Origin of the sequence: Pseudoduganella sp. R-43 (genome assembly GCF_049913255.1) — a bacterium.
In the GTDB taxonomy this organism is placed as follows: Bacteria; Pseudomonadota; Gammaproteobacteria; order Burkholderiales; family Burkholderiaceae_D; genus Rugamonas.
The window spans coordinates 2,797,311-2,817,941 of the sequence record NZ_CP183988.1 but is presented as its reverse complement, the minus strand read 5'-3'; the positions used below and the strand labels follow the sequence as shown (position 1 = coordinate 2,817,941).

22 protein-coding genes are annotated in these 20,631 nt (G+C 63.4%); 12 read left to right on the top strand and 10 right to left on the bottom strand.

Annotated features, from left to right (window positions below):
* Positions 1-55 precede the first annotated feature (55 nt).
* From ACN9M3_RS12960 to ACN9M3_RS12950, 3 genes are all read left to right on the top strand, one after another.
* Positions 56-1,684 carry a methyl-accepting chemotaxis protein gene (locus tag ACN9M3_RS12960; protein WP_426322911.1) on the top strand — a complete coding sequence of 543 codons (1,629 nt, stop codon included), beginning with the start codon at positions 56-58 and terminating at the stop codon, positions 1,682-1,684.
* A gap of 261 nt (positions 1,685-1,945) precedes the next feature.
* Positions 1,946-3,013, top strand: a complete 1,068-nt coding sequence (locus tag ACN9M3_RS12955; RefSeq protein ID WP_426171257.1) for a HAMP domain-containing protein — start codon at positions 1,946-1,948, stop codon at positions 3,011-3,013.
* A 19-nt stretch (positions 3,014-3,032) separates the two neighbouring features.
* A complete protein-coding gene (locus ACN9M3_RS12950; RefSeq protein ID WP_426171255.1) occupies positions 3,033-3,650 on the top strand; it encodes a hypothetical protein in 618 nt (205 codons plus the stop codon).
* A 94-nt stretch (positions 3,651-3,744) separates the two neighbouring features.
* Here ACN9M3_RS12950 and egtB read toward each other — a convergent pair whose 3' ends face one another.
* A complete protein-coding gene (gene egtB / locus ACN9M3_RS12945) occupies positions 3,745-4,929 on the bottom strand; it encodes an ergothioneine biosynthesis protein EgtB (RefSeq protein WP_426322909.1) in 1,185 nt (394 codons plus the stop codon).
* The gene (gene egtD, locus ACN9M3_RS12940) at positions 4,922-5,926 is read right to left on the bottom strand and encodes an L-histidine N(alpha)-methyltransferase (RefSeq protein ID WP_426322907.1); all 1,005 of its coding nucleotides are present in this window, start codon (positions 5,924-5,926) and stop codon (positions 4,922-4,924) included. Before egtD ends, egtB begins: the two co-directional genes overlap by 8 nt.
* A 109-nt stretch (positions 5,927-6,035) precedes the next feature.
* On the opposite strand from egtD, the gene ACN9M3_RS12935 reads away from it, so the two are divergent.
* The 6 genes from ACN9M3_RS12935 to ACN9M3_RS12910 all read left to right on the top strand — a co-directional run bounded on the left by ACN9M3_RS12935 (position 6,036) and on the right by ACN9M3_RS12910 (position 10,468).
* A complete protein-coding gene (locus ACN9M3_RS12935; RefSeq protein WP_426322905.1) occupies positions 6,036-6,902 on the top strand; it encodes a putative selenate ABC transporter substrate-binding protein in 867 nt (288 codons plus the stop codon).
* Positions 6,903-6,905: 3 nt separating this feature from the next.
* Positions 6,906-7,727, top strand: a complete 822-nt coding sequence (locus ACN9M3_RS12930; RefSeq protein ID WP_426322903.1) for a phosphonate ABC transporter ATP-binding protein — start codon at positions 6,906-6,908, stop codon at positions 7,725-7,727.
* Positions 7,728-7,730: 3 nt separating this feature from the next.
* Positions 7,731-8,576 (top strand): PhnE/PtxC family ABC transporter permease, encoded by an 846-nt coding sequence (locus ACN9M3_RS12925; RefSeq protein ID WP_426322901.1) that lies wholly within the window; start codon positions 7,731-7,733, stop codon positions 8,574-8,576.
* On the top strand, positions 8,573-9,361 hold the full coding sequence (gene phnE / locus ACN9M3_RS12920) for a phosphonate ABC transporter, permease protein PhnE (protein WP_426171246.1): 789 nt from the start codon (positions 8,573-8,575) through the stop codon (positions 9,359-9,361). The genes ACN9M3_RS12925 and phnE overlap by 4 nt, the downstream gene beginning before the upstream one ends.
* A 3-nt stretch (positions 9,362-9,364) precedes the next feature.
* Positions 9,365-10,045, top strand: a complete 681-nt coding sequence (locus tag ACN9M3_RS12915) for an ABC transporter ATP-binding protein (RefSeq protein ID WP_426322898.1) — start codon at positions 9,365-9,367, stop codon at positions 10,043-10,045.
* 135 nt (positions 10,046-10,180) lie between these two features.
* A complete protein-coding gene (locus tag ACN9M3_RS12910; protein ID WP_055934583.1) occupies positions 10,181-10,468 on the top strand; it encodes a hypothetical protein in 288 nt (95 codons plus the stop codon).
* A 67-nt stretch (positions 10,469-10,535) separates the two neighbouring features.
* On the opposite strand, the gene ACN9M3_RS12905 is transcribed toward ACN9M3_RS12910, so the two are convergent.
* The 7 genes from ACN9M3_RS12905 to ACN9M3_RS12875 all read right to left on the bottom strand — a co-directional run bounded on the left by ACN9M3_RS12905 (position 10,536) and on the right by ACN9M3_RS12875 (position 16,012).
* Positions 10,536-11,087, bottom strand: coding sequence for a TetR/AcrR family transcriptional regulator (locus tag ACN9M3_RS12905; protein WP_426322896.1), 552 nt, complete (start codon positions 11,085-11,087; stop codon positions 10,536-10,538).
* A gap of 2 nt (positions 11,088-11,089) precedes the next feature.
* A complete protein-coding gene (locus ACN9M3_RS12900; protein WP_426322894.1) occupies positions 11,090-11,560 on the bottom strand; it encodes a DUF1348 family protein in 471 nt (156 codons plus the stop codon).
* A 71-nt stretch (positions 11,561-11,631) separates the two neighbouring features.
* A complete protein-coding gene (locus ACN9M3_RS12895) occupies positions 11,632-12,387 on the bottom strand; it encodes a GNAT family N-acetyltransferase (protein WP_426171239.1) in 756 nt (251 codons plus the stop codon).
* 83 nt (positions 12,388-12,470) lie between these two features.
* Complete coding sequence (locus ACN9M3_RS12890; protein ID WP_426322892.1) at positions 12,471-12,983, bottom strand: hypothetical protein; 513 nt, start codon at positions 12,981-12,983, stop codon at positions 12,471-12,473.
* Positions 12,984-13,025: 42 nt separating this feature from the next.
* The gene (locus ACN9M3_RS12885) at positions 13,026-14,480 is read right to left on the bottom strand and encodes a Ppx/GppA phosphatase family protein (protein ID WP_426323746.1); all 1,455 of its coding nucleotides are present in this window, start codon (positions 14,478-14,480) and stop codon (positions 13,026-13,028) included.
* A 65-nt stretch (positions 14,481-14,545) separates the two neighbouring features.
* A complete protein-coding gene (locus ACN9M3_RS12880; RefSeq protein WP_426322890.1) occupies positions 14,546-15,715 on the bottom strand; it encodes a GGDEF domain-containing protein in 1,170 nt (389 codons plus the stop codon).
* Positions 15,716-15,736: 21 nt separating this feature from the next.
* Positions 15,737-16,012 carry a hypothetical protein gene (locus ACN9M3_RS12875; protein ID WP_426171234.1) on the bottom strand — a complete coding sequence of 92 codons (276 nt, stop codon included), beginning with the start codon at positions 16,010-16,012 and terminating at the stop codon, positions 15,737-15,739.
* A 154-nt stretch (positions 16,013-16,166) separates the two neighbouring features.
* On the opposite strand from ACN9M3_RS12875, the gene ACN9M3_RS12870 reads away from it, so the two are divergent.
* The 3 genes from ACN9M3_RS12870 to ACN9M3_RS12860 all read left to right on the top strand — a co-directional run bounded on the left by ACN9M3_RS12870 (position 16,167) and on the right by ACN9M3_RS12860 (position 20,083).
* Complete coding sequence (locus ACN9M3_RS12870) at positions 16,167-16,940, top strand: transferase spermidine synthase (RefSeq protein ID WP_426322888.1); 774 nt, start codon at positions 16,167-16,169, stop codon at positions 16,938-16,940.
* A gap of 61 nt (positions 16,941-17,001) precedes the next feature.
* Positions 17,002-19,872 (top strand): bifunctional diguanylate cyclase/phosphodiesterase, encoded by a 2,871-nt coding sequence (locus ACN9M3_RS12865; protein ID WP_426322886.1) that lies wholly within the window; start codon positions 17,002-17,004, stop codon positions 19,870-19,872.
* A gap of 19 nt (positions 19,873-19,891) precedes the next feature.
* Positions 19,892-20,083: a hypothetical protein gene (locus ACN9M3_RS12860; protein ID WP_426171229.1), complete on the top strand. Its 192-nt coding sequence runs from the start codon at positions 19,892-19,894 to the stop codon at positions 20,081-20,083.
* A gap of 60 nt (positions 20,084-20,143) precedes the next feature.
* On the opposite strand, the gene ACN9M3_RS12855 is transcribed toward ACN9M3_RS12860, so the two are convergent.
* On the bottom strand, positions 20,144-20,626 hold the full coding sequence (locus ACN9M3_RS12855; RefSeq protein ID WP_426171228.1) for an acyl-CoA thioesterase: 483 nt from the start codon (positions 20,624-20,626) through the stop codon (positions 20,144-20,146).
* Positions 20,627-20,631 lie beyond the last annotated feature (5 nt).

The following is a 20,631-nucleotide window of genomic DNA, read 5'->3' as shown; positions in this document are numbered from 1 at the left end:
TTTGGCAAGTATTTATACTGGTAAATCGTTTTCCACGCCGCCGGAAGGAGCAGTCATGCGCATTGCCAACCTGAAGATCGGGACCCGCCTGGGCTTGTGTTTCGCGATTGTCTTCGCCTTGATGGCCATGCTGATTGCCGTAGCCAGCCTGCGCCTCTCCAGTATCGGCGAGCTGAGTTCCACCATCATCGACAAGGACTGGGCGAAGGCAGATGCGGCCGCCACCGTTGCCGCCACCACCCGCGCAAATTCGGCGCTGGTGCTGCAACTGCTGCTGGTGACCGATGCCGCGCAAGCGGCGGAACTGCGCAAGCAGGTCGACAGGAACAAGGCCACCATCACAGCCGCCCTGTCCACGCTCGACAAGCTGGTCTACCGGCCCGCCGGACGCGAACTGCTGGCGCAAGTGGGCAGCGAGCGCAGCGCCTATGTGCAATCGTTTACCGGCGTGCTCAATCTGCTCGCGGAAGGCCAGCGCGAACAGGCGACGCAGCGCGCACTATCGGACACCATGCCGCGCCTGGCCAGGCTGCAGGCCACCGTGGAAAAACTCGCCGACCTGCAGGACGGCATCGTCACCGCCAACGGCGCCGAGATCAAGCAGCACATCAGCTCCGCCCAGGTCATGATGGTCGCGCTGGGCGTGGCGGCGCTGGTGCTGGGCGTTGCGTGCGCATACTGGGTTACCCGTTCGATTACGCGTCCGATCAACTATGCCCTGCAGGTGGCGCGCACCGTCGCATCCGGCGATTTGACCAGCCATATCAAGGCCCATTCGCAGGACGAAGCCGGGCAGCTGCTGCAAGCCCTGCGCGAGATGAACGATGCACTGTCGCAGATCGTCGGCCAGGTGCGCAATGGCACGGTCGCCATTGCCTCGGCCTCCGGCCAAATCGCCACCGGCAATATGGACCTGTCGGCGCGCACCGAGAACCAGGCGTCCGCGCTGGAAGAAACCGCGTCATCAATGGAAGAACTGACGTCGACCGTCAAGGCCAATGCCGACAATGCACGCGAAGCGGACAAGCTGGCCAGCTCCGCCTCGACCATCGCCCAGCGCGGCGGCGAAGTGGTGTCCCAGGTCGTGACGACCATGGGCTCGATCAACGATTCCTCGCGCAAGGTGGTGGACATTATCGCAGTGATCGACGGCATCGCCTTCCAGACCAATATCCTGGCCCTGAATGCCGCGGTGGAGGCGGCGCGCGCCGGCGAGCAAGGCCGCGGCTTCGCCGTGGTCGCCAGCGAGGTGCGCAACCTGGCAGCCCGCTCGGCCAGCGCCGCCAAAGAGATCAAGGAACTGATTTCCAGCTCGGTCGAGCAGGTCGATGCCGGCGCCAGGCTGGTGGCGCAGGCGGGCGCCACGATGGAAGAAGTGGTGTCGGCCGTGCAGCGCGTCACCGGCATCGTCGCCGAGATCTCCCTGGCCACGCGCGAGCAGACCGACGGCATCGAGCAGATGAACATGGCCATCATGCAGATGGACCAGACCACGCAGCAGAATGCCGCATTGGTGGAGCAAGCTGCGGCCGCCGCCGCGGCCATGAGCGACCAGGCCGTCGGGCTGGAGAACCTGGTCAGCCAATTCCGCCTGTCCGGGGAAGCTGGCCAGCAACGCCAGCGCCCGGCCCTGCCGGCGCAGGCGCGCAACACGCCGCGCCTGGCCAATTCGCGCGACACATAAATCATTTCCGCATGGAAAGCGGCTGATGTATAATCGTGTACTTATAAACTGAGCAACAGCGAAATCACGCCAACAAGGGCCCAGAAGCGGCCTGTGAGTTCACAATAAGTTGCTCAGGCATATGCCCGAAGTAGCGTGCTTGGCGCTGCGAACCGCCTCGGGCAAGTCATCAGCTTTGCCTCGAAATCAGCCATAATGCAGACGTTGTCCGTATTCTGAATGCGGTTGTGTCAGCTCGATTATTACGAATGATTTATAAAAATGAAACTGTCTCTTAATATCTTTCAAAAAGTCCTGATCACCCTGCTCGTGGTAACCCTCGTGCCACTGTTTGCCCTTTGGTACCTGGGCAATTCTTCCGCCGAACAGGAATTGACCACGAAAATTTCGGAAAACCTGATCGCCACCACGGACACCGTGGCCACTGGCGTTAACGGTTGGGACGACACCAATATGCGCGCCATGCGCCAGGCCGCCCGCCTGGACGACGTCATTTCCATGAACACCGGCCGCCAGACCCCGGTCCTGATGGCAACCGCCGCGTCCTACGAATGGGTGTACCTGATCCACACCCTGGACACCACCGGCAAGGACGTGGCACGCAGCGACGGCAGCGCCATGCTCGACTACGGCGACCGCTCGTACTTCAAAGCCATCATGTCCGGCAAGAACGAAGGCCGCCTGGTGGCCATCGGCAAGACCAGCGGCAAGCCATCGCTGAACATCGGCGTCCCGATCCGCAATGAAAACCGCACCATCGTCGGCGTGTTCGCGATGGCGATGGACCTGGGCGTGGTATCGCGCACCGTCACCGACATCCGCATCGGCGAAACCGGCCACGCCATCCTGCTGGACGGCGACAAGAAAGTCATCGCCCACGGCGATGCGAGCAAGATCAAATCCGCACTGCAAGACTTCAGCAAGCACCCTGCCCTGCAAGTGGAAGGCATCACCGACGAGCCAAAAGTCTATATGGACGGTGACGTGAAGATGGTGGGCTTCGTGCGCAACCTGCCGCAAGGCTGGACCGTGCTGGTTGAACAGCGCTACGACGAAGCCTATGCTGCCATGACCAAGATGCGCAGCGAAGCGCGCCTGCTGATCATCATCGTTATCGTCCTGGTTGGCGCCCTGGCGTTCGTGCTGGGCAAGCAACTGACCCGCCCGATCAACCACCTGACCGACATCGCCGAGAAGCTCAGCAAGGGCCAGCTCGACGTGACCATTCCACAGACCAGCCGCGGCGACGAAATCGGTTCGCTGGCGCGTGCTGTGGAACGCCTGGGCGTGAGTATCCAGATGGCGATGGATCGCCTGCGTAAGAAATAATTGATAAAGGCGAACTGATATGGCACAGCCAGAGTTCACTCCCTTCGTAGAGCTGCTCGACAAGATCGCCGGCTTCTGCGCCCAGGGCGACACCGCGACCATCATGCTGGTCAGCGATGACAACCGCATGGCGCAGATCCATCTCGACAACGGACGCATCGTGTTCGTCCTGTGCCGCGGCCGCCGCGGCCGTGACGGCCTGGACATCCTGCGCACCATCCAGCGCGCACGGATGAGCATGGACCGTCCGAGCGTGGGCAATAACGAGCCTCTGCCATGGTCGACCGAAGCGATTCTCGACTACCTGTACGGCAGCATCACTGAACTGCCGGAAGGCAGCTCCCCGGCGTCCACCCTGCTGGCCGGCGTCGCACGCCGCCCGGCAGCAGCACCGGAAGCGGCCCCCGCCAGCAAGCCTGCCGGCAAGCCGGCACTGACGGAAGCGCAGCGCAGCATCTTCGAAAACACCCTGGCCACCTACATTGGTCCGATGGCAGCGATCGTCTGCGGGGACTATTTCGACGAGATCACCGACGTGCGCCTGCTGGCATTGAAACTGGCCGGCGAGATTCCTAACGCCGACCAGGCAGCCAAGTTCAAGGCAGAGATCGTCCAGGCCCTCGGCATCCGCCTGTAACTCGCAACTAAAAAGTCGGGGTCAGGTCTGGCAATCCGCCACAAAAGGCACATGCGTGCCTTTTGTGGCGGATTGCCAGACCTGACCCCGACTTTTATTTTGCGAGGCGGATGCCGGTGAATTGCCAGCGTGCACTGGCGGGGAAGAAGTTGCGGTAGCTGGGGCGGGCGTGGCCTGGCGGGGTCGCCACGCTGGAGCCGCGCAGTACGTATTGGTTGACCATGAACTTGCCGTTGTATTCGCCAATGGCGCCTTCGGCCGGGCGGAAGCCGGGGTATGGGGCGTAGCTGCTGCTGGTCCATTGCCAGCAATGGTCGAACATTTGCGTGAGTGCGCCGGCGCCGGCTGCGTGCTCCCATTCCGCTTCGGTCGGCAGGCGGGCGCCGGACCAGTGGGCATAGGCGTCGACCTCGAACAGGGAGATGTGGCTTGCCGGCGCCCCCATCTCCAGCGGCTGTTGGCCATGCAGGGTGTAGGCGGTCCAGCCTGCGCTCCCCTCCCCGCGCCGCCAGTACAACGGGGCTTCGATGCCTTGGGCGCGAATCCAGTCCCAGCCTTCCGCCAGCCACAGGCTCGGGTCGCGGTAGCCGCCGGCCTCGATGAAGGCGAGGTATTCCGCGTTGCTCACCAGGCGCGTGGATAGTTCGAACGGGGCGATGAAGACCTTGTGGCGCGGCAGCTCATTGTCGAAACAGAAGCCGTCGCCATGATGGCCTATTTCCTGTACGCCGCCTTCGAAGCGGTGCCAGGACAGGGCTGTAGCAGCGGGCGCGGCCGGCCCCGGGCCGGGCAGGTAGGCTGGCGCCATCGGATTCTGCGCCAGCAGGTGCTTGAGGTCGGTGAGGATCAGTTCCTGGTGCTGCTGTTCGTGCTGCAGTCCAAGCGTCAGCAGCGCGGCGAGGCGGGAATCCGTGGCCGCGAGCCGCGTTGCCAGCAACGCGATCCGGGCGTCGACATTGGCGCGATAGGCGCGCACTTCGGCCATCGAGGGCCGCGTCAGCAGGCCGCGATGCGGCCGTGGGTGTTTGTCGCCGACGCCATTGTAGTAAGAGTTGAACAGTACCCTGAACGCCGGGTGGAAAGGCTGGAAGCCGGGCTCGAAGCGTTCCAGGATAAAGGTCTCGAAAAACCATGTGGTATGCGCCAGGTGCCATTTGACCGGACTGGCATCGGGCATCGACTGCGCGCCGCAATCCTCGTCGGACAGCGGCGCGGCCAGCGCCATGGTTGCCGCGCGCACTTGCGCGTAGCGTTCGGTCCAGGGGCTGGCGTCACGCATATGCCGCCGCGGCGTGCATCACTGCGAACCAGTGGGCATCGTCCGTCCAGGTGCCGTCGACGCGGAAGCCGGCCTCCCACAGCAGGCTGCGGAAGCCTTCCAGCGTGTATTTGTAGCTGTTCTCCGTATGAATCCTCTCGCCCTGGGCGAAACTGCGCTCGCCGCCGCACCAGTGCACGCTCAATGCGCAGCGCGCTTCCAGGTGCATTTCAATGCGGCTTTCCGCGTCATTGAAGAAGGCCACGTGGCGCCACTGCGCCGGATCAAAGTCTGCGCCGGCGAGATGGTTCAGGTGGCGCAGCAGGTTCATGTTGAAGGCGGCGGTGACGCCTATCGCGTCGTCATAGGCCGCGTCCAGCACCGCCGGGTCCTTGACCAAGTCCACGCCGATCAGCAGACCGCCGTCCGCGCCCACGTTCTCGCGCACCTGGCGCAGGAAGGTTACCGCATCGTGGGGCGTGAAGTTGCCGATCGATGAACCGGGATAGAAGAACTGGCGCCGCGCTGCCGGCAACGACGGCGGCAAGATTAAGGGCTGCGACAGGTCCATCACCAGCGGCGTGATCTCGATGGCGGGAAAGCGCTGGCGCAGTTGCGCGGCGGCCTGCTGCAGGAATTCGCCGGCGATGTCGACCGGCACGTATTGGCTTGGCTGCAATAAGGGGAACAGGCTGGCAGCCTTGGCGCAATTGCCGGCGCCCAGGTCGACCAGCGTCATGCCGGGTCCGATGCGTGCTGCCATGTCGGCGCCGTGGCGGGCGAAGATCGCTGCTTCGGTACGGGTCGGATAGTACTCGGGCAATTCGCAGATGGCTTCGAACAGGTGCGAACCGAGGCTGTCGTAGAAGTATTTGGGCGAGGTGGAAGCTTGCGGCGCCAGCAGCCCTGCGCTGATCTCTGCAATGGTTGCGGCATCGCCGTGGGCGGTTCTGGGGGACAACACACTGCTCGTTTCCGGTGCGACCACGCGGATCGCAGCCGTGCGTGACAAGGTCATGGCTCAGGCTCCAGGGACATTTTTGCTATCATAGCTGAATATCCAAGACCAGGTACCGGACCCTCGCCCGAGGCGTGCGGCTCGTCATTAACATAAAAAAGGATCTTCCATGTCCCTGTTTTCCCTCCGCACCATTCAATCGGCCCTGTTTGCAGCCGGTGTGCTCTTCGCCGCTGCCGCCGCCCAAGCCCAGCAAGTCCTGCGCGTTTCCGCGATTCCTGATGAAGCGCCAACCGAGCTGCAGCGTAAATTCAAGCCCCTCGGCGAATACCTCGAGAAGAAACTGGCGATGAAAGTGGAATTCACCCCGGTGACCGACTACGCCGCTTCGGTGGAAGGCCTGGTGAACGGCAAACTGGACATGGTCTGGTTCGGCGGCTTCACCTTCGTGCAGGCCAACCACATGAGCAAGGGCAAGGTCGTGCCGCTGGTGCAGCGTGTGGAAGATGAAAAATTCCGCTCCGTCTTCGTGACCACCAACAAGTCGATCAACTCGCTGGCCGACCTGAAAGGCAAGACCCTGAGCTTCGGCTCCGAGTCCTCGACTTCCGGCCACCTGATGCCGCGCTCCTTCCTGCTGGCGGCCAAGATCGACCCGGACACCGACCTGAAACGCATTTCCTTCTCCGGTGCGCACGATGCAACCGTGGCAGCCGTTGCCGGCGGCAAGGTCGATGCCGGCGCACTGAATATCTCGGTGTGGGAAAAGCTGAACGAACAGAAGAAAGTCGACCCATCCGTGGTGCGCGTGTTCTACACCACCCCGGCCTACTACGACTACAACTGGACCGTCCGCTCCGACATGCCGGAAGCGCTGAAAAAGAAGATCACCGACGCCTTCCTGGCGCTGGACAGCGCCAAGCCTGAAGACAAGGCGATCCTGGACCTGCAGCGCGCGTCGAAGTTCATCCCGACCAAGGCTGCCAACTACACCAATATCGAAGCGGCAGCCAAGAACGCCGGCCTGCTGAAGTAATCAATGTCTTCTGCCTGGTACGAACTGCAAGGCCTCTCGGTCCGCCATATCGGCGGTTCGCGCGGCCTTGCGCTGCAAGACATCTCGCTGAACTTCGAGCCTGGCGAACAGGTGGCGCTGATCGGTCCTTCGGGCGCCGGCAAGACCACCCTGCTCTCCACCCTGGCTTGCTCGCATCGCCCCGATAGCGGCGCTTTCAAGGCCTTTGGCACCGATCCCTGGCTTCTGACGGACGCCGGGCGCCACGCCATGCGGGCACGCCTTTTCCTGGCGCCGCAAACGCCGCCGCTGCCGCCGCGCCAGCGCGTGGTGACGGCTGTGCTGGCGGCACGCCTGCCGAAGTGGAGCCTGGGCCAGGCGCTGCTGTCGCTGTTTAAGCCCTCCGATCCGGAGGCGGCCTACCGCGCGCTGGCGCGCTTCAACCTTGGCGACAAGCTGTATTCGCGCGTCGACCGCCTGTCCGGCGGCGAGCGCCAGCGCTGCGGCCTGGCACGCCTGCTGCTGTCGTCAGCGCAGGCGCTGCTGGTCGACGAGCCGCTGTCCGCGCTCGATCCGGCGCTGTCGCAACTGACGCTGAACACCTTGCAGCAGGAAGCGCGCGAGCGCAACGCGCTGCTGGTGTGCAGCCTGCACCAGGTCGACCTGGCGCTGGCCTATTTCCCGCGCATCGTGGCATTGAAAAACGGCCGCGTCGGCTTCGACTTGCCGCGCGAGCAAGTCACGCAAGCCATGATCGATGAGCTCTATCTCGGCGAACTGCCGCCAGCGAATTCGCCGCAACCGGAAGAAATGGCAGCCAAGCTGGCCGTTGGGGCCTGCCTGTAAGCGATGCATAACGTTCCTGCCGTTCCCCTTTCGCCCCACCATCCCGATCCAGCGTGGCGCCAGCGCCTGGCGGCTATTGCTGTCGGCATCGTGCTGCTCTGGCCGCTGGTGGTGGCGACAGAGTTCTACCCGTGGACGCTGTTCGACCTGCAAAGCCTGCAGGCCACCTGGCGCTTCCTGTCCGATTTCCTGAAGCCGGCGCATGACGCGGAATTCCTTGCCATGGTGGCGCGCGAAGCATGGAAGACGGTGGCCATTGCCACCTGTGGCCTGACGCTCGCGCTGCTCGGCGCGATCCCTGCAACGCTGATCGTCACCGAGCGCTTGTCGATCTCGCGCATCGGCACCGGCCGTATCGCTGCTTTCCCGCGCGCCGTGCGCCAGCTGGTGCGCTGGCTGCTGGTCCTGCTGCGCAGCGTGCCGGAGCTGGTGTGGGCGCTGCTGTTCGTGCGCATCTTCAGCCTGGGGCCGACCGCCGGCGTGCTGGCCATCGCCTTGACCTATGCCGGCATGCTGGGCAAGGTGTACGCCGAAATCCTGGAATCGACCGACCATCACGCCAGCGAAGTCCTGCTGCAAAACGGCAGCGGGCGGCTGGCAGCCCTGCTGTACGGTGCACTGCCGGAGGCGGCTTCCGAACTCGTTTCCTATACGGTTTATCGCTGGGAGTGCGCGATTCGCGGCTCGGTGATCATGGGTTTTGTCGGCGCTGGCGGCCTGGGGCAGCGAATGGACGAATCGACCAAGATGCTGGCCGGCGGTGAAGTGGCCACCATGCTGATCGTGTTCGTGCTGCTGGTTGCCGCGGCCGACCTGGTGTCCAAGTTCTTGCGCAGGAGGCTGGGATGAGCCATATGCCCGCACCGCCTGCACGCAACTGGTCCGGCTGGCTGTTTGCCGCCGCGCTCATGGCGCTGGTCATCGCCAGCTTCGCCACGCTGTCGCTCAAGCTGGGCGACCTGTTCACCATTGAAGCCATGCGCAGCATGGGCGAATTCCTGGCCGGCTTCGCCCCGCCGGAGATGGCCAGCGGCTTCCTGCGCAAGACCGGCATCGCGACCATGGAAACGCTGGCCATGTCGGCGCTCGGCACCTTGCTGGCGGTTGCTGGCGGGCTGTTGCTGGCAATTCCCGGCGCTGGGCGCTTTGGGCGTGCGCCGCGTGCGCTGGTGCGCGGCATGCTGAACGTACTGCGTTCCATCCCAGAACTGGTGTGGGCGTCGATCCTGCTCGTGGCGGCGGGCCTTGGGCCATTCGCCGGCACCATGGCGCTGGCCGCGCACACCGCCGGCGTATTGGGCCGCCTGTTCGCCGATGCGCTGGAAAATGCCCCGCCGCTGCCGGAACAAAGCCTGCGCCTGAACGGCGCCAGCCCGATGGCGGCCTTCTTCTACGCTACGCTGCCGCAAACCTTGCCGCAGATGCTGTCCTACACGCTCTATCGGTGGGAGAACAATATTCGTGCCGCGGCAGTGCTGGGCGTGGTGGGCGCCGGAGGCCTGGGGCAAATGCTCAAGTATCACCTGTCCCTGTTCCAGATGGAACGCGCCGCCACCGTGATCCTGGCCATGCTGCTGCTGGTGGCCGTGGTCGATGCCCTGAGTTTTGCGCTGCGCCGTTCCCTGACCCGCTAAATCATGCTCCAGTTAAAGAACCTGACCAAGAGTTACTCGAACGAACGGCGCGTCCTCGATCGCCTGAGCTGGACTTTCGAGCCCGGCGAATTCATCGCCATCATGGGCGACTCCGGCGTCGGCAAATCAACGTTGCTGAACCTGATCGCCGGCCTTGACCAGCCCGACCCAAGCGAGGAGCCGGCGATCATCGTCGATGGCACGCCCCTCGCCTCGCTCGACGACGACGCGGCCACGCGCCTGCGCCGGGCGCGCATGGGTTTCATCTTCCAGGCTTTCCATGTGCTGCCCCACCTGACCTTGCAGCAAAACGTGGCCCTGCCACTGCTGCTGAACGGCATGCCGCATGGGCGCGAGCGCGAGATGCTCGACGCCGTTGGCCTCGGCGGCCGCGGCCACGACTACCCCCATCAACTTTCCGGCGGTGAAATGCAACGGGTTGCAATAGCTCGTGCCCTGGTGCACCGCCCGGCCCTTGTGCTGGCGGACGAACCGACCGGCAACCTCGATCCAGACACGGCAAATTCCATACTGCAACTGTTGCACCAGGAACTTAAATCCAGCGGAGCAACGACCATCATGGTGACGCATTCGCCGGCCGCCGCTGCGCGCGCCGACAAAGTTCTGCGCCTCACTAAAAATGGACTCAAAGTTACAACAGTCGTCAACCCTGCCACGCAATAAAACTCATTATTTTTCTCACAAATTCTTGGCTTTTTTGGTAAGCGGAGTATTATTTAATTAACTTGCTTCGTTATCAATACAAGATGCAAGCCTGCTTTTTCTATCCACGTAGTTAACAACGTCAAGGAGGAGCAAATGAGCGTCAGGCAGAAGAAACTCGAACTAATCGAGGCAATGAACAGGGCGCGCGCGCTGGAGCCATCCAGTTTCGTACCAAATAAACTGCTCGACACGCTAATCGAGAAGATGCACCTGAAGAATGATGCGGAACTCTGCAGGGTGCTGGAAGTGCAACCGCCCATTATCAGCAAGATCCGTCACCGCAAGCTCGCAGTCGGGGCCACCATCCTGCTGCGCATGCATGAGAAATCCGAGCTCTCTATCCGTGAGCTCAAAGAGCTGTCGAATGCCTCAGTACACTGAGCTCGGTCCACACTGAGATAGATGCCAGGCGCCGGCATCGCATTCACCGGCGCCATTTCAGGCTGTTCTACAACCTTTCCCGCAAGCGCTTCAACGCCGCCCTAAACGTCGCCGGCCTGTTGAACGCGCGAGCCAGCACCAGCGCCCCCTGTATCCCGCCCACGACTTCTTCCGCCAGCGCCGTGGCCTCTTTGCCTTTACGCCCGCTGCGCACCAGCGCTGCCGCCAGCGCCTCGATCCACTCTTCGAAGTAGTCGCGCACAGCTTCGGCAAAGCGGTCGCGCTCATTGCCAAGCGCGAACACGCCCACCAGGCACACGCGTTGTCCGGACAGGAAATAGCGCTCCACCTCCGCAAACATGGCGGCGATGCCCTGCCCTGCATCTGCGCTCTCGAGCAGCGGTTCGAAGACGTGCAGGCGGAACCACTGGTCGATTTCCTCCAGCACGGCCGCGGCCATCTCGTCCTTCCCACCTGGGAAGAAGTGATAGATGCTGCCCTTGCCCAGCTTCGTCCCCTCGGTGATGCGGGACAGGCTGGAGCCTTCAAAGCCATAGGTGCGGAACACTTCCGCCACCAGGGGGATGACGTCTTCCCGTTCTGCGACAACGCGTGCCATGCTTACAGCCCCAACTCGGTCAGGCCGGGATGATCGTCAGGCCTCGGCCCGCTGCGATCCCAGAAGAACTTGCGTTCTTCAGGCTTGATCGGGTGCTCGTTGATGCTGGCGTGGCGGTGGTGCATCAAGCCGTTTTCGTCGAACTCCCAGTTTTCATTGCCGTAGGCGCGGTACCACTGGCCCGAGTCATCATGGTATTCGTAGGCAAAGCGCACGCCGATGCGGTTGCCGTCATGGGCCCACAATTCCTTGATCAGGCGGTATTCCAGTTCGCTCGCCCACTTGCGTTTCAGCAGGGCGACAATGGCGGCGCGGCCTTGCGCGAACTCGCTGCGATTGCGCCACCAGCTGTCTTCCGTATAGGCGAGGGAGACCTTTTCCGGGTCGCGGGTATTCCAGCCGTTTTCGGCCAGGCGGACTTTTTCGATGGCGCTTTCGCGGGTGAAGGGTGGTACAGGTGGTCGGACCGACATGGTTTTATCCTTTCAAATGTACCGATCGGATCACAATTTACCGATCGGTACAGAAAGAATAGCACGTTTTTTCAAACGTTGTAGTGGCGGGCGTAGCGGCCGTCCAGGTTCGCCAGCGGCATCATCACGAACAGGTCGGCGCTTTCGAAATCAGGATCCCAGGCCGGTGCGCCGCAAATCCAGGCGCCGGAGCGCAGGTAGCCTTTCAGCAGGGCCGGCACCTGGGCCGCGCGTGCCGACTCCACCTTCTCCACCGGAAAAGGCAGGTGCGGCGTGACGCGGTATTCCATTGGCGCCATGTGCTTCTCGCGCAGTTGCTGGTACACGGCAACTGCATTGTGGCCGCCGTCGGCGAGGCTGATGCTGGCGCAGCCGATCAGGTATTCGCACTGGTGGCGGCGCATGTATTCGGCCAGGCCGGACCACAGCAGCATGATCACGCTGCCGCCACGGTAATCCGGGTGGATGCAGGCGCGGCCAGCTTCTACAATGCGGCTGCGCAGGTGCTTCAGGCGACCGAGGTCGAACTCGTTTTCGGAGTAGTGGCGGCCCAGTTTGCGGGCGCCGGCGGGGTTCAGCAGGCGGTAGGTGCCTACTACTTTCAGGGTGGCGGTGTCGCGCACGATCAGGTGGTCGCAGGCGGCGTCGAATTCGTCGCAATCCAGGCCATCCGGCGTCGCCAGGGCGGTCAGGCCCTGGTTTTCGATGAAGACTTTATAGCGCAGGCGTTGGACTTCGCGCACCTCTTCCGGGGTGGCTGCCATGCTCAATGCCAGTCGCGGGGTGGAAACCCGCTGTTCGGCGGTAGCAATCGTCGTAGTTTGCATGCTTCGTCCTTTCTGTAGTGACGAAGCCAGTTTGCTGCGCTATTGCTGCACGAACATGACAACTCCATGTCAGTAATATGACATCAAGCCTTCTTCGGACGGCCGGTCTTCAGCTGCGGCAGGGAGGCCAGGACTTCCCTGAGCGTGGCCATGTCCAGGCGGCTGATCAGGGCGACGCCAATGCGCAACAGCTCGGATTTTTTGACTTCCACGCCGTTTTTCAGGCAGGTCTTCTTGACCTGGCCCAGCACCGCGTATTCGGATTCCGGCATGGTGAAGCTGTCGCGCACCAGTTTTTCCTTGTGCTGCTTGGCTGGTTTTTCGGCCTTGGCTACTTTGGCCGGCTTGGCGGCTGGCGCCGGGGCTGGAGCGGGCTTGAGGGCGGCTGCGCGCTTCACGGCAGGCTTGGCGGCAGCCTTCGAGGCCGGTTTGGCGGCGGCGGGCTTGGTTGCCGCCGGCCTGGTTGCAGCCTTGACTGGCGCCGGCTTGGCGGCTGCGGCGGCCTTCGCGGCGGCTGGCGCGCGCTTGGCGGCGGGTTTGGCCGTGGTCCTGATTGCCGGCTTGGCGGCAGGGGCTTTCGCTTTGGTTGCGTTCATGGATACTCCATTATTGAATAATATAAACAGTATATACGATTATTACGCAACGGCACGAACACTGAAGTCAACCCCGATTTCATCCCAGAACTCCTGCTCCTTCTCCATCCAGTAGGACAGGGTCGGATGGCTGGTAACGCAGTCGCGCTTCAATTCCAGGTCAATGCGGTTCTTCATGCGCAAGCGCACGGCGCGATCGTCGACTTCGATGCGGCAGTGCATGAACACGATGGCCAGGCGCAAAGCCACGACAGCCTTGGCGAAATCGCTGTCGGTCAGGTGCTCGCTGACCTTGCGCAGGTTGCCCTTCTGGGCCAGGACCAGGCGCCCCATCAGCTTTTGCTCGCGGGTAGTGAAGCCCGGCAAGTCGGCGTTCTCGATCATGTAGGCCGAGTGCTTGTGGTAGCCGGTTTGCGATACCACCAGCCCTACTTCGTGCAACTGGGCGCCCCAGGACAGGTGGCGCAGCAAGGCATCGCTGGCGGGCTTCATCTGCTGGAAGAGGATGGTTGCCGCCTCCGACACGCGAACGCCGCGTTCCGATTCGATATGGAAGCGCGCCAGGAACTCGCCTACCGATTCGTCGCGCCGGTCGCGGCGGGTCGAGCGCAGGTACAGGTCCCACATCACCCCCATGCGCAGGCCGGCATCGATCGGCTCCAGCTTTTCGATGCCCAGCTCCTGCACTACCGCAATCAGGATTGCCAGCCCGCCGATGACGGTGCTGGCGCGGTCCGGCCGCAGGCCCGGCATGTCGATCTTCGACACCTGGCCGAATTCAATGAAGCGCTTGCGCACTGCATTCAGGGCGGCCAGGGTGATGCCCTCGCCCAGTTTGTTCTTTTCGATGATCTCGCCGATGGCGCGGATGGTGCCGGAGGAGCCATAAGCCCGCTTCCAGTACTCCGGATGATAAGGCGGTGCGCCATCCTCGAAATGCGAGCGCGCCGACAGCACGGCTGCTTCGAAGGAGCGCGCATCGACGCGGCCGCCGACGAAGAAGGACAGGCTCTGCTTGACGCTGCCCACGCTGAACGACTCCACGCGCTCGATATCGAGCCCGCGGCCGAGAATGAGTTCGGTCGAACCGCCGCCGATGTCCACCACCAGCCGGCTCTCGTTCGGCTGGCCCAGCGCATTGGCCACGCCCATGTAGATCAGCCGCCCCTCCTCCTCGCCGGAAATGATCTCGATCGGGTAGCCGATGGCCTGCTCCAGCTGCGGCAGGAAATCCGCTGCATTGCGCGCCTGGCGCAGGATGGCGGTTGCAACCACGCGCACGCCGTCGAACTGGTAGGCGGCAAGCGCCACGCGGAAGTTCTTCAGGCAGATCAGCGCCCGCTGCAGGGCTTCGTCGGTGAGGTTGCCGGCGGCATCCAGGCCGGCGGCTAGGCGGATCGGTTCGCGCATGCTGTTAAGCACGCGGATCTTGCCTCCATCGTGCTGGCCGATGGAGAGTCGAAAACTGTTGGAGCCCAGGTCCACTGCGGCGTACATCGAGGAATCCATTTATATCGTTTATAACGAAAATGGTAGCACAGTACGCCGTCAGTGTTACGCTGTCATGACAATGCCTCCAGGGATTGCGGTTCCGGCGGCTGCGCCACCTGGTTTTCGCCGCGCAGTTTCGCCGCCTGCAATGCTTCGTCGGCGCGCTTGAACAGGCTGACCGTGCTGTCGTCGGCACGGATGGTGGTGACGCCCATGCTGGCGGTCAGCTTGATAATCGCACGCTCGGTCTTTACCGGCGTCGCCTCGATGGCGCGGCGGATGCGCTCGGCCACCAGCATGGCGGCCTCCTGCTCGGTACGCGGCAGCTGGATGGCGAATTCGGCGCCGCCCAGGCGGCCCATCAGGTCCGAATCGCGCAATTGCTTCTTGCAGGTCTCCACCATGGATTTCAGGGCAGCGTCGCCCGCCGCGTGGCCGTAGCTGTCGTTGACGCGCTTGAACTGGTCCAGCGCCAGGATGATCATGGCAGTCGGCTGGCCGGGGCGGCGCGCCAGCGCCATCCACGGCGCCAGCGCCTGGTAAAAGCCGCGCCGGTTCGGCACGTCCGTCAGGGCATCGGTGGTTTCCAGGCGGGCCAGGTCCATCTGCAGCTTTTCGCGCGACAGCAGCAGGTAGCCGAAAGCGTTCACCAGCATCATCAGGTAGAAGCCGCCGAAGCCGAACAGCTGCATCGCATTGGCGCTGATCCAGGACAGGCCTTCAGGGTAAGCCGCCGCCAGCAGGCCGCGCCCGACGATCACCAGCGCCAGCACGAACATGGCGACCACCAGGTACCGGCGCAGCATGCTGCCGCCGCGCCAGGCGCGCGCCAGCGCCAGCACGCCGGCAAGGAAGAAGAAACCGACGAACAGCGAACCCACAGAAATGCGGATCGCCGGCGAGGTATCCAGGATGTGGAAGGCCAGCAGCGTGCCGACTGCCAGCGACAGCGCCGGGTACAGGATGTTGCGCCAGCGCGGCCGGCCCACGCCTTCCCACAGGGCGCCGGCATCGAGCGCGAAGCCGGCCAGCAGCAGCGTATTGGCCAGCGGCCCGGCCAGCAGTTCCGGCACCACGCCGCGGAAATACAGCAGGATCCAGCCCACGGCCTGGCACTGCTTCGCGATGGCCCAGGTGGACAGGGTCAGCGACTTCTTGTTCTCGTACTCGAAGAAAAACAGCGCTGCACACAGGCTGAGATTGCCCAGCGCCAGGGCGAGAACCAGGGTTTTGATATCCATTGCTTGGCGGACGGGCCGCGATCAGACTTCGTGTTCGACGTTGCTGCTGCCGTCGCCGATCTTGCTGGCCCAGGCTTTGGAAAAGAACTCTTTTTCGTCTTCGGTCGGCGCGTCGTGCCAGAACACGATCAGCGTGCCTTTATGGTCATGCAGCTGGCTGACCTTTTCGATGAACTGCTGCTTGCCGGCGTGGTCGGCCAGTGCGGCCACGTAACCATACACGCGGGTCAGGCGCTCGATGCGATCCGGCTCGGTAAAACTGTTGGTCGCTGTAATGGTTGGATGGTCTAAGAACATTTATCGTCTCCAAGCTGCCTATGTTGGCAATGTACCTATAAAAGTTGCCGATGTAAACGCGAGCGCCCAAACGCAGTGCTCATCCGGTACACTGGGGTCGAAACCGGAGCCCGGCAGCTTAGCAGATCATCACGGCTCGTAACAAGTTGACAAAATGACTTCCATCCCCGACCACCACCGTCCCCTGGTTCGCCACCGGCGCGGTCGCTTGTCGCTGGAATTCACGCCCGGCGAAGTGCAAAGCCAGATGGATCCGGCCGATCCTGACGCGCTGGTGCTGGCCTACGCCCGGGCCATGATGTGCTTTGTCCTGTTCAAGCCCAACCCGGAGCATATCGTGATGGTGGGCCTGGGTGGCGGCTCGCTGGCCAAATTCTGCCATCGTTACCTGCCCCGCACCCGCATTACCGTGCTCGAATTGCGCGCCGACGTCATCGCCCTGCGCGAACGCTTTGCCATCCCGCCGGACAGCGAGCGCTTCCGCGTCATCCATTGCGATGCCGCCAGCTACATGAAGGAATTGAAGGACAGCGCCGACGTGCTGCTGGTGGACGGCTTCGATGCCGACGGCTTGCCGAATGCCCTGGCGAGCGAGCACTTCTACGCCGACTGCCGGCGCGCCTTGCGGCCGGACGGCGTGCTGGCGGCCAATGTGTTCAGCTATGACCCCAAGTACCGCAGCGTGCTGGTGCGCCTGTCCAATGCCTTCCATGACCGCATCTGCCAGTTCACTGGCATCGCCGGCAACAACCACATCCTGTTTGCGATTCGTCCAGGACGCGCGCCCGGTGCGCTGGCCAGCACCATGCAGCGCCGCGTGGCCGCCTGGGGCAGCCCAACGCCCGGGCTTGGCTTTGGCCTGGCCAATCGACTGTTGGCAATTTACACCGTTGCCCGCCTGCGCAAGGGAGATTTGACGGGAAATTAATGGGTATTGCCCCAAAGCCATGAGAATTGTGACAAACTACATTTTTTATGCAAGGGACACCATGGCAGGTCGGCGCAGGAGACTATCGCACTACGGTGCAGCCGCACTCACGCTCGGCGCAGGCCTGGCGGCCACTGCCGTTCTTTTCGTCTCCGTCAGCGCCCTGGAATTCGGCAAGATGGAACTGGGCTTCCAGCAGCGCGCCAATGCCCGCATGACCGCCATCGAGCGCGGACTGGCCGATGCCGAAGAAGTACTGAATGTCATCAATGAACTGTTCCGCACCGTGCAACCGGTGAGCCGTGAACAATTCCACACCTTCTCGGCACCGCTGCTGCAGCGCTACCCTTTCATCCAGGCCTTCAACTACCACCGTGTGCTGACGCAAGCCGAGCGCCCGGTTTTCGAAGCCTCCATGCAAGCGCGCTTCCCCGGCTTCCAGATCACCGAGCTTTCTGCCGAAGGCAAGACCGTGCCCGCTCCGGAACGGCCTTATTACAACGTGGTTGAATACCTGGAGCCGATGCGCGGCAACGAGCCTGCACTGGGCCTGAATACCGGCAACAACGTGCATGTGCGCGGCGCCATCGACCGCATCCTGCACAACGGCCGCCCCTCCGCCACCGAGCAGCTGCAACTGGCACAGGACCCGGCCCAGCACAACAGCTTCATCATGATCATGCCGGTGTACCGCCCCGGCATGCCGACCGGCACGCGCGACGAGCGCCATGCGGCCTGGGTTGGCGATACGGCAGCCGTGATCCGCACGCCGCACCTGGTGCATACCATCCTGCAGCAGAACGGCTTGCTGGACGACGCAAGCCTGGGCCTGAGCGTGTACGCCGGCGACCCGTCTGAGAACGGCACCCTGGCCTACCGCCACGGCCCGTTGCCGGCGGACCGCAAGCAGCACTGGCTGCATCGCTGGCTGGACTTCGATTACCACGGCAGCGAAATGCGCAGCTTCGACGTGCTGGGCCGCACCTGGCATATCCGCAGCGACGACTTGCCGCGCCCCTTCCTGGCCGACCATCTTGGCTCGCTCGGCACCTTGCTTGGCGGCCTGCTGTTCAGCGCCCTGGCTGCGGCTTTCGTGCACACCCTGGTGCAACGCTCGCGCCGCGTGCAATGGCTGGTCGATGCCCGCACCGCCGACCTGCAGCGCTCCAACCAGCGCCTGGCCGAAGACGTCGCTTCGCGCAAGCGCACCGAACGCGCGCTGCAGGAATCCGAGCACCGCTTCCGCCGCCTGCTGGCCCTGTCCTCCGACTGGTACTGGGAACAGGACACGCAGTTCCGCTTCACCCATATCACCGGCGGCTTCTTCGAAAAAGGCCATGTGGCGAAGGAGAATTTCCTCGGCCGCACCCGTTGGGAATGCACGCCGGAGCTGTATACCAGCAGCGCCGGCCGCGACCACATCAACAAGGTACAGGCCCGCCTGCCCTTCTCGAATTTCGAGTACGCCATCGTCGGCCATGACGGCGCGACGCGCTGGTTCAACACCAGCGGCGAGCCGGTGTACGACGCGCAGGGCGAATTCAAGGGCTACCGCGGCACCGGCAGCGAGATCACGGAGCGCAAGGAAGCCGAGCAGCGCATCCAGCACATCGCCCACCACGACGTGCTGACCGGCCTGCCCAACCGCGTACTGCTGCAAGACCGCCTGCAGCAAGCCATCGCCTACGCCAACCGCAGCGGCCTGCCGATGTGGGTCGTGCTGATCGACCTGGACCGCTTCAAGTTCGTCAACGACAGCCTGGGACACAAGGCCGGCGACCAGCTGCTGCAGACCGTGGCGAGCCGCCTGCAATCGAGCGTGCGCGAGAGCGATACCGTGGCGCGCCTGTCGGGCGACGAATTCGTGGCGATCCTGAGCCAGTACCCGGACGAGCAACTGTCGCCGGCCATCATCGACCGGGTGATGAAGGCCCTGGCGCAGCCGGTGCTCCTGGAAGGCAAGGAATTCTTCGTCACCTGCTCCATCGGCGTGGCGGTCTACGATGCCGGCGGCACGCCGGCGCAGAACCTGATCGAGCACGCCGACATCGCGATGTACTCGGCCAAGAAGCTGGGCCGCAACACCTACCAGTTCTACCAGCCGGCAATGAACGACGAGGCACAAGAGCGCCTGCGCATCGAGAGCGCCCTGCGCAATGCCCTGGAGCGCGATGAATTCGTGCTGCATTACCAGCCGCAGGTGGACCTGGCCTCCGGCGCGATCGTCGGCATGGAAGCCCTGCTGCGCTGGCAGCATCCGGAACTGGGCATGGTGCCGCCGGCACGCTTCATCAGCCTGGCCGAGGAAACCGGCCTGATCGTGCCGATCGGCGCCTGGGTGCTGCGCACGGCCTGCCAGCAGGCGCGTACGCTGCGCGATGCCGGCTTCAGGGACTTGCGCATGGCGGTCAACCTGTCGGCGCGCCAGTTCGCGCAGCCGGAGCTGGTGTCCACCATCGCCGCTGCGCTGGAGCAATCCGGCCTGCCGCCTTCCGCGCTGGAACTGGAACTGACCGAAAGCCTGTTCATGCACGACGTGGCGCAAGGCGTGAACCTGCTGCACGAACTGAAATCACTGGGCGTGGCGCTGTCGATCGACGATTTCGGCACCGGCTATTCCAGCCTGTCCTACCTGCGCAATTTCCCGATCGACGTGCTGAAGATCGACCGTTCCTTCGTCAACGACATCGCCACCGACGCCGACGATGCGGCCATCGTGGTGTCGGTGATCGCCCTGGCGCACAACCTTGAGTTGCGCGTGATTGCGGAAGGGGTAGAATCTGAAGAGCAGCTTGAGTTCCTGCGCCGCCATGGCTGCGACGAGATCCAGGGTTTTCATTTCAGCCGTCCTGTGGACGCATCGGCCATGCGCCAGATGTTGCAGGAAGGCAAGCACCTAGCCAGCGCGGCGCCCCGCCGACTGCGAGCCTGAGGAGATAAGGAGAGTGGACATGAACAGCGTAGACCTGCACCGGCAGCAAGTGCGCACCGACCACCGGACGCGCGACATCATCAACCAGGCCGTCGCCGCCCTGCCCGAAGTGGGCTTGCGCCGCGCCGCCGAATTCCTGTTCGCGATGGGCGTGCCGCAGCCGATTGCGCTGCGAACGCTGGTCTACCCGACCCACCGCCGCGCGCTCTAGGCCAGATTGGACGGGTCTGACCCAAGGGCCAGACCCGCCTGGTTTTACTGTCGCTTTTAATTAAGCCTGTTTGGCCGCGCCCGCCACTTGCTGGCGCGCGGCCTTGCGCAGCTTTGCCTTTTCCCAGCGCGCGATCTGTTCCGGCGTCTGCGGCACCAGCGGCGGCACCGCCTGCGGCTTGCGGTCCTGGCTCACCGCCACCATCGTGAAGTAGCAGCTGTTCGCATGGCGCACCAGGCGCTTCTGGATGTCTTCCGCCACGACGCGGATGCCCACTTCCATCGAACTGGTGCCGGTGTAGTTGACCGAGGCCAGGAAAGTGACCAGTTCACCGACATGGATAGGCTGCAGGAACATCACCTGGTCCACCGACAGCGTCACCACATAGCTGCCCGAATAGCGGCTGGCGCAGGCATAGGCCACGCCGTCCAGCAGCTTGAGGATGGCGCCGCCGTGCACATTCCCAGAGAAGTTTGCCATGTCGGGCGTCATCAGAACCGTCATCGACAGCTCGTGCGCCGACCAGTGCATCGTATTTTCCATTGCTA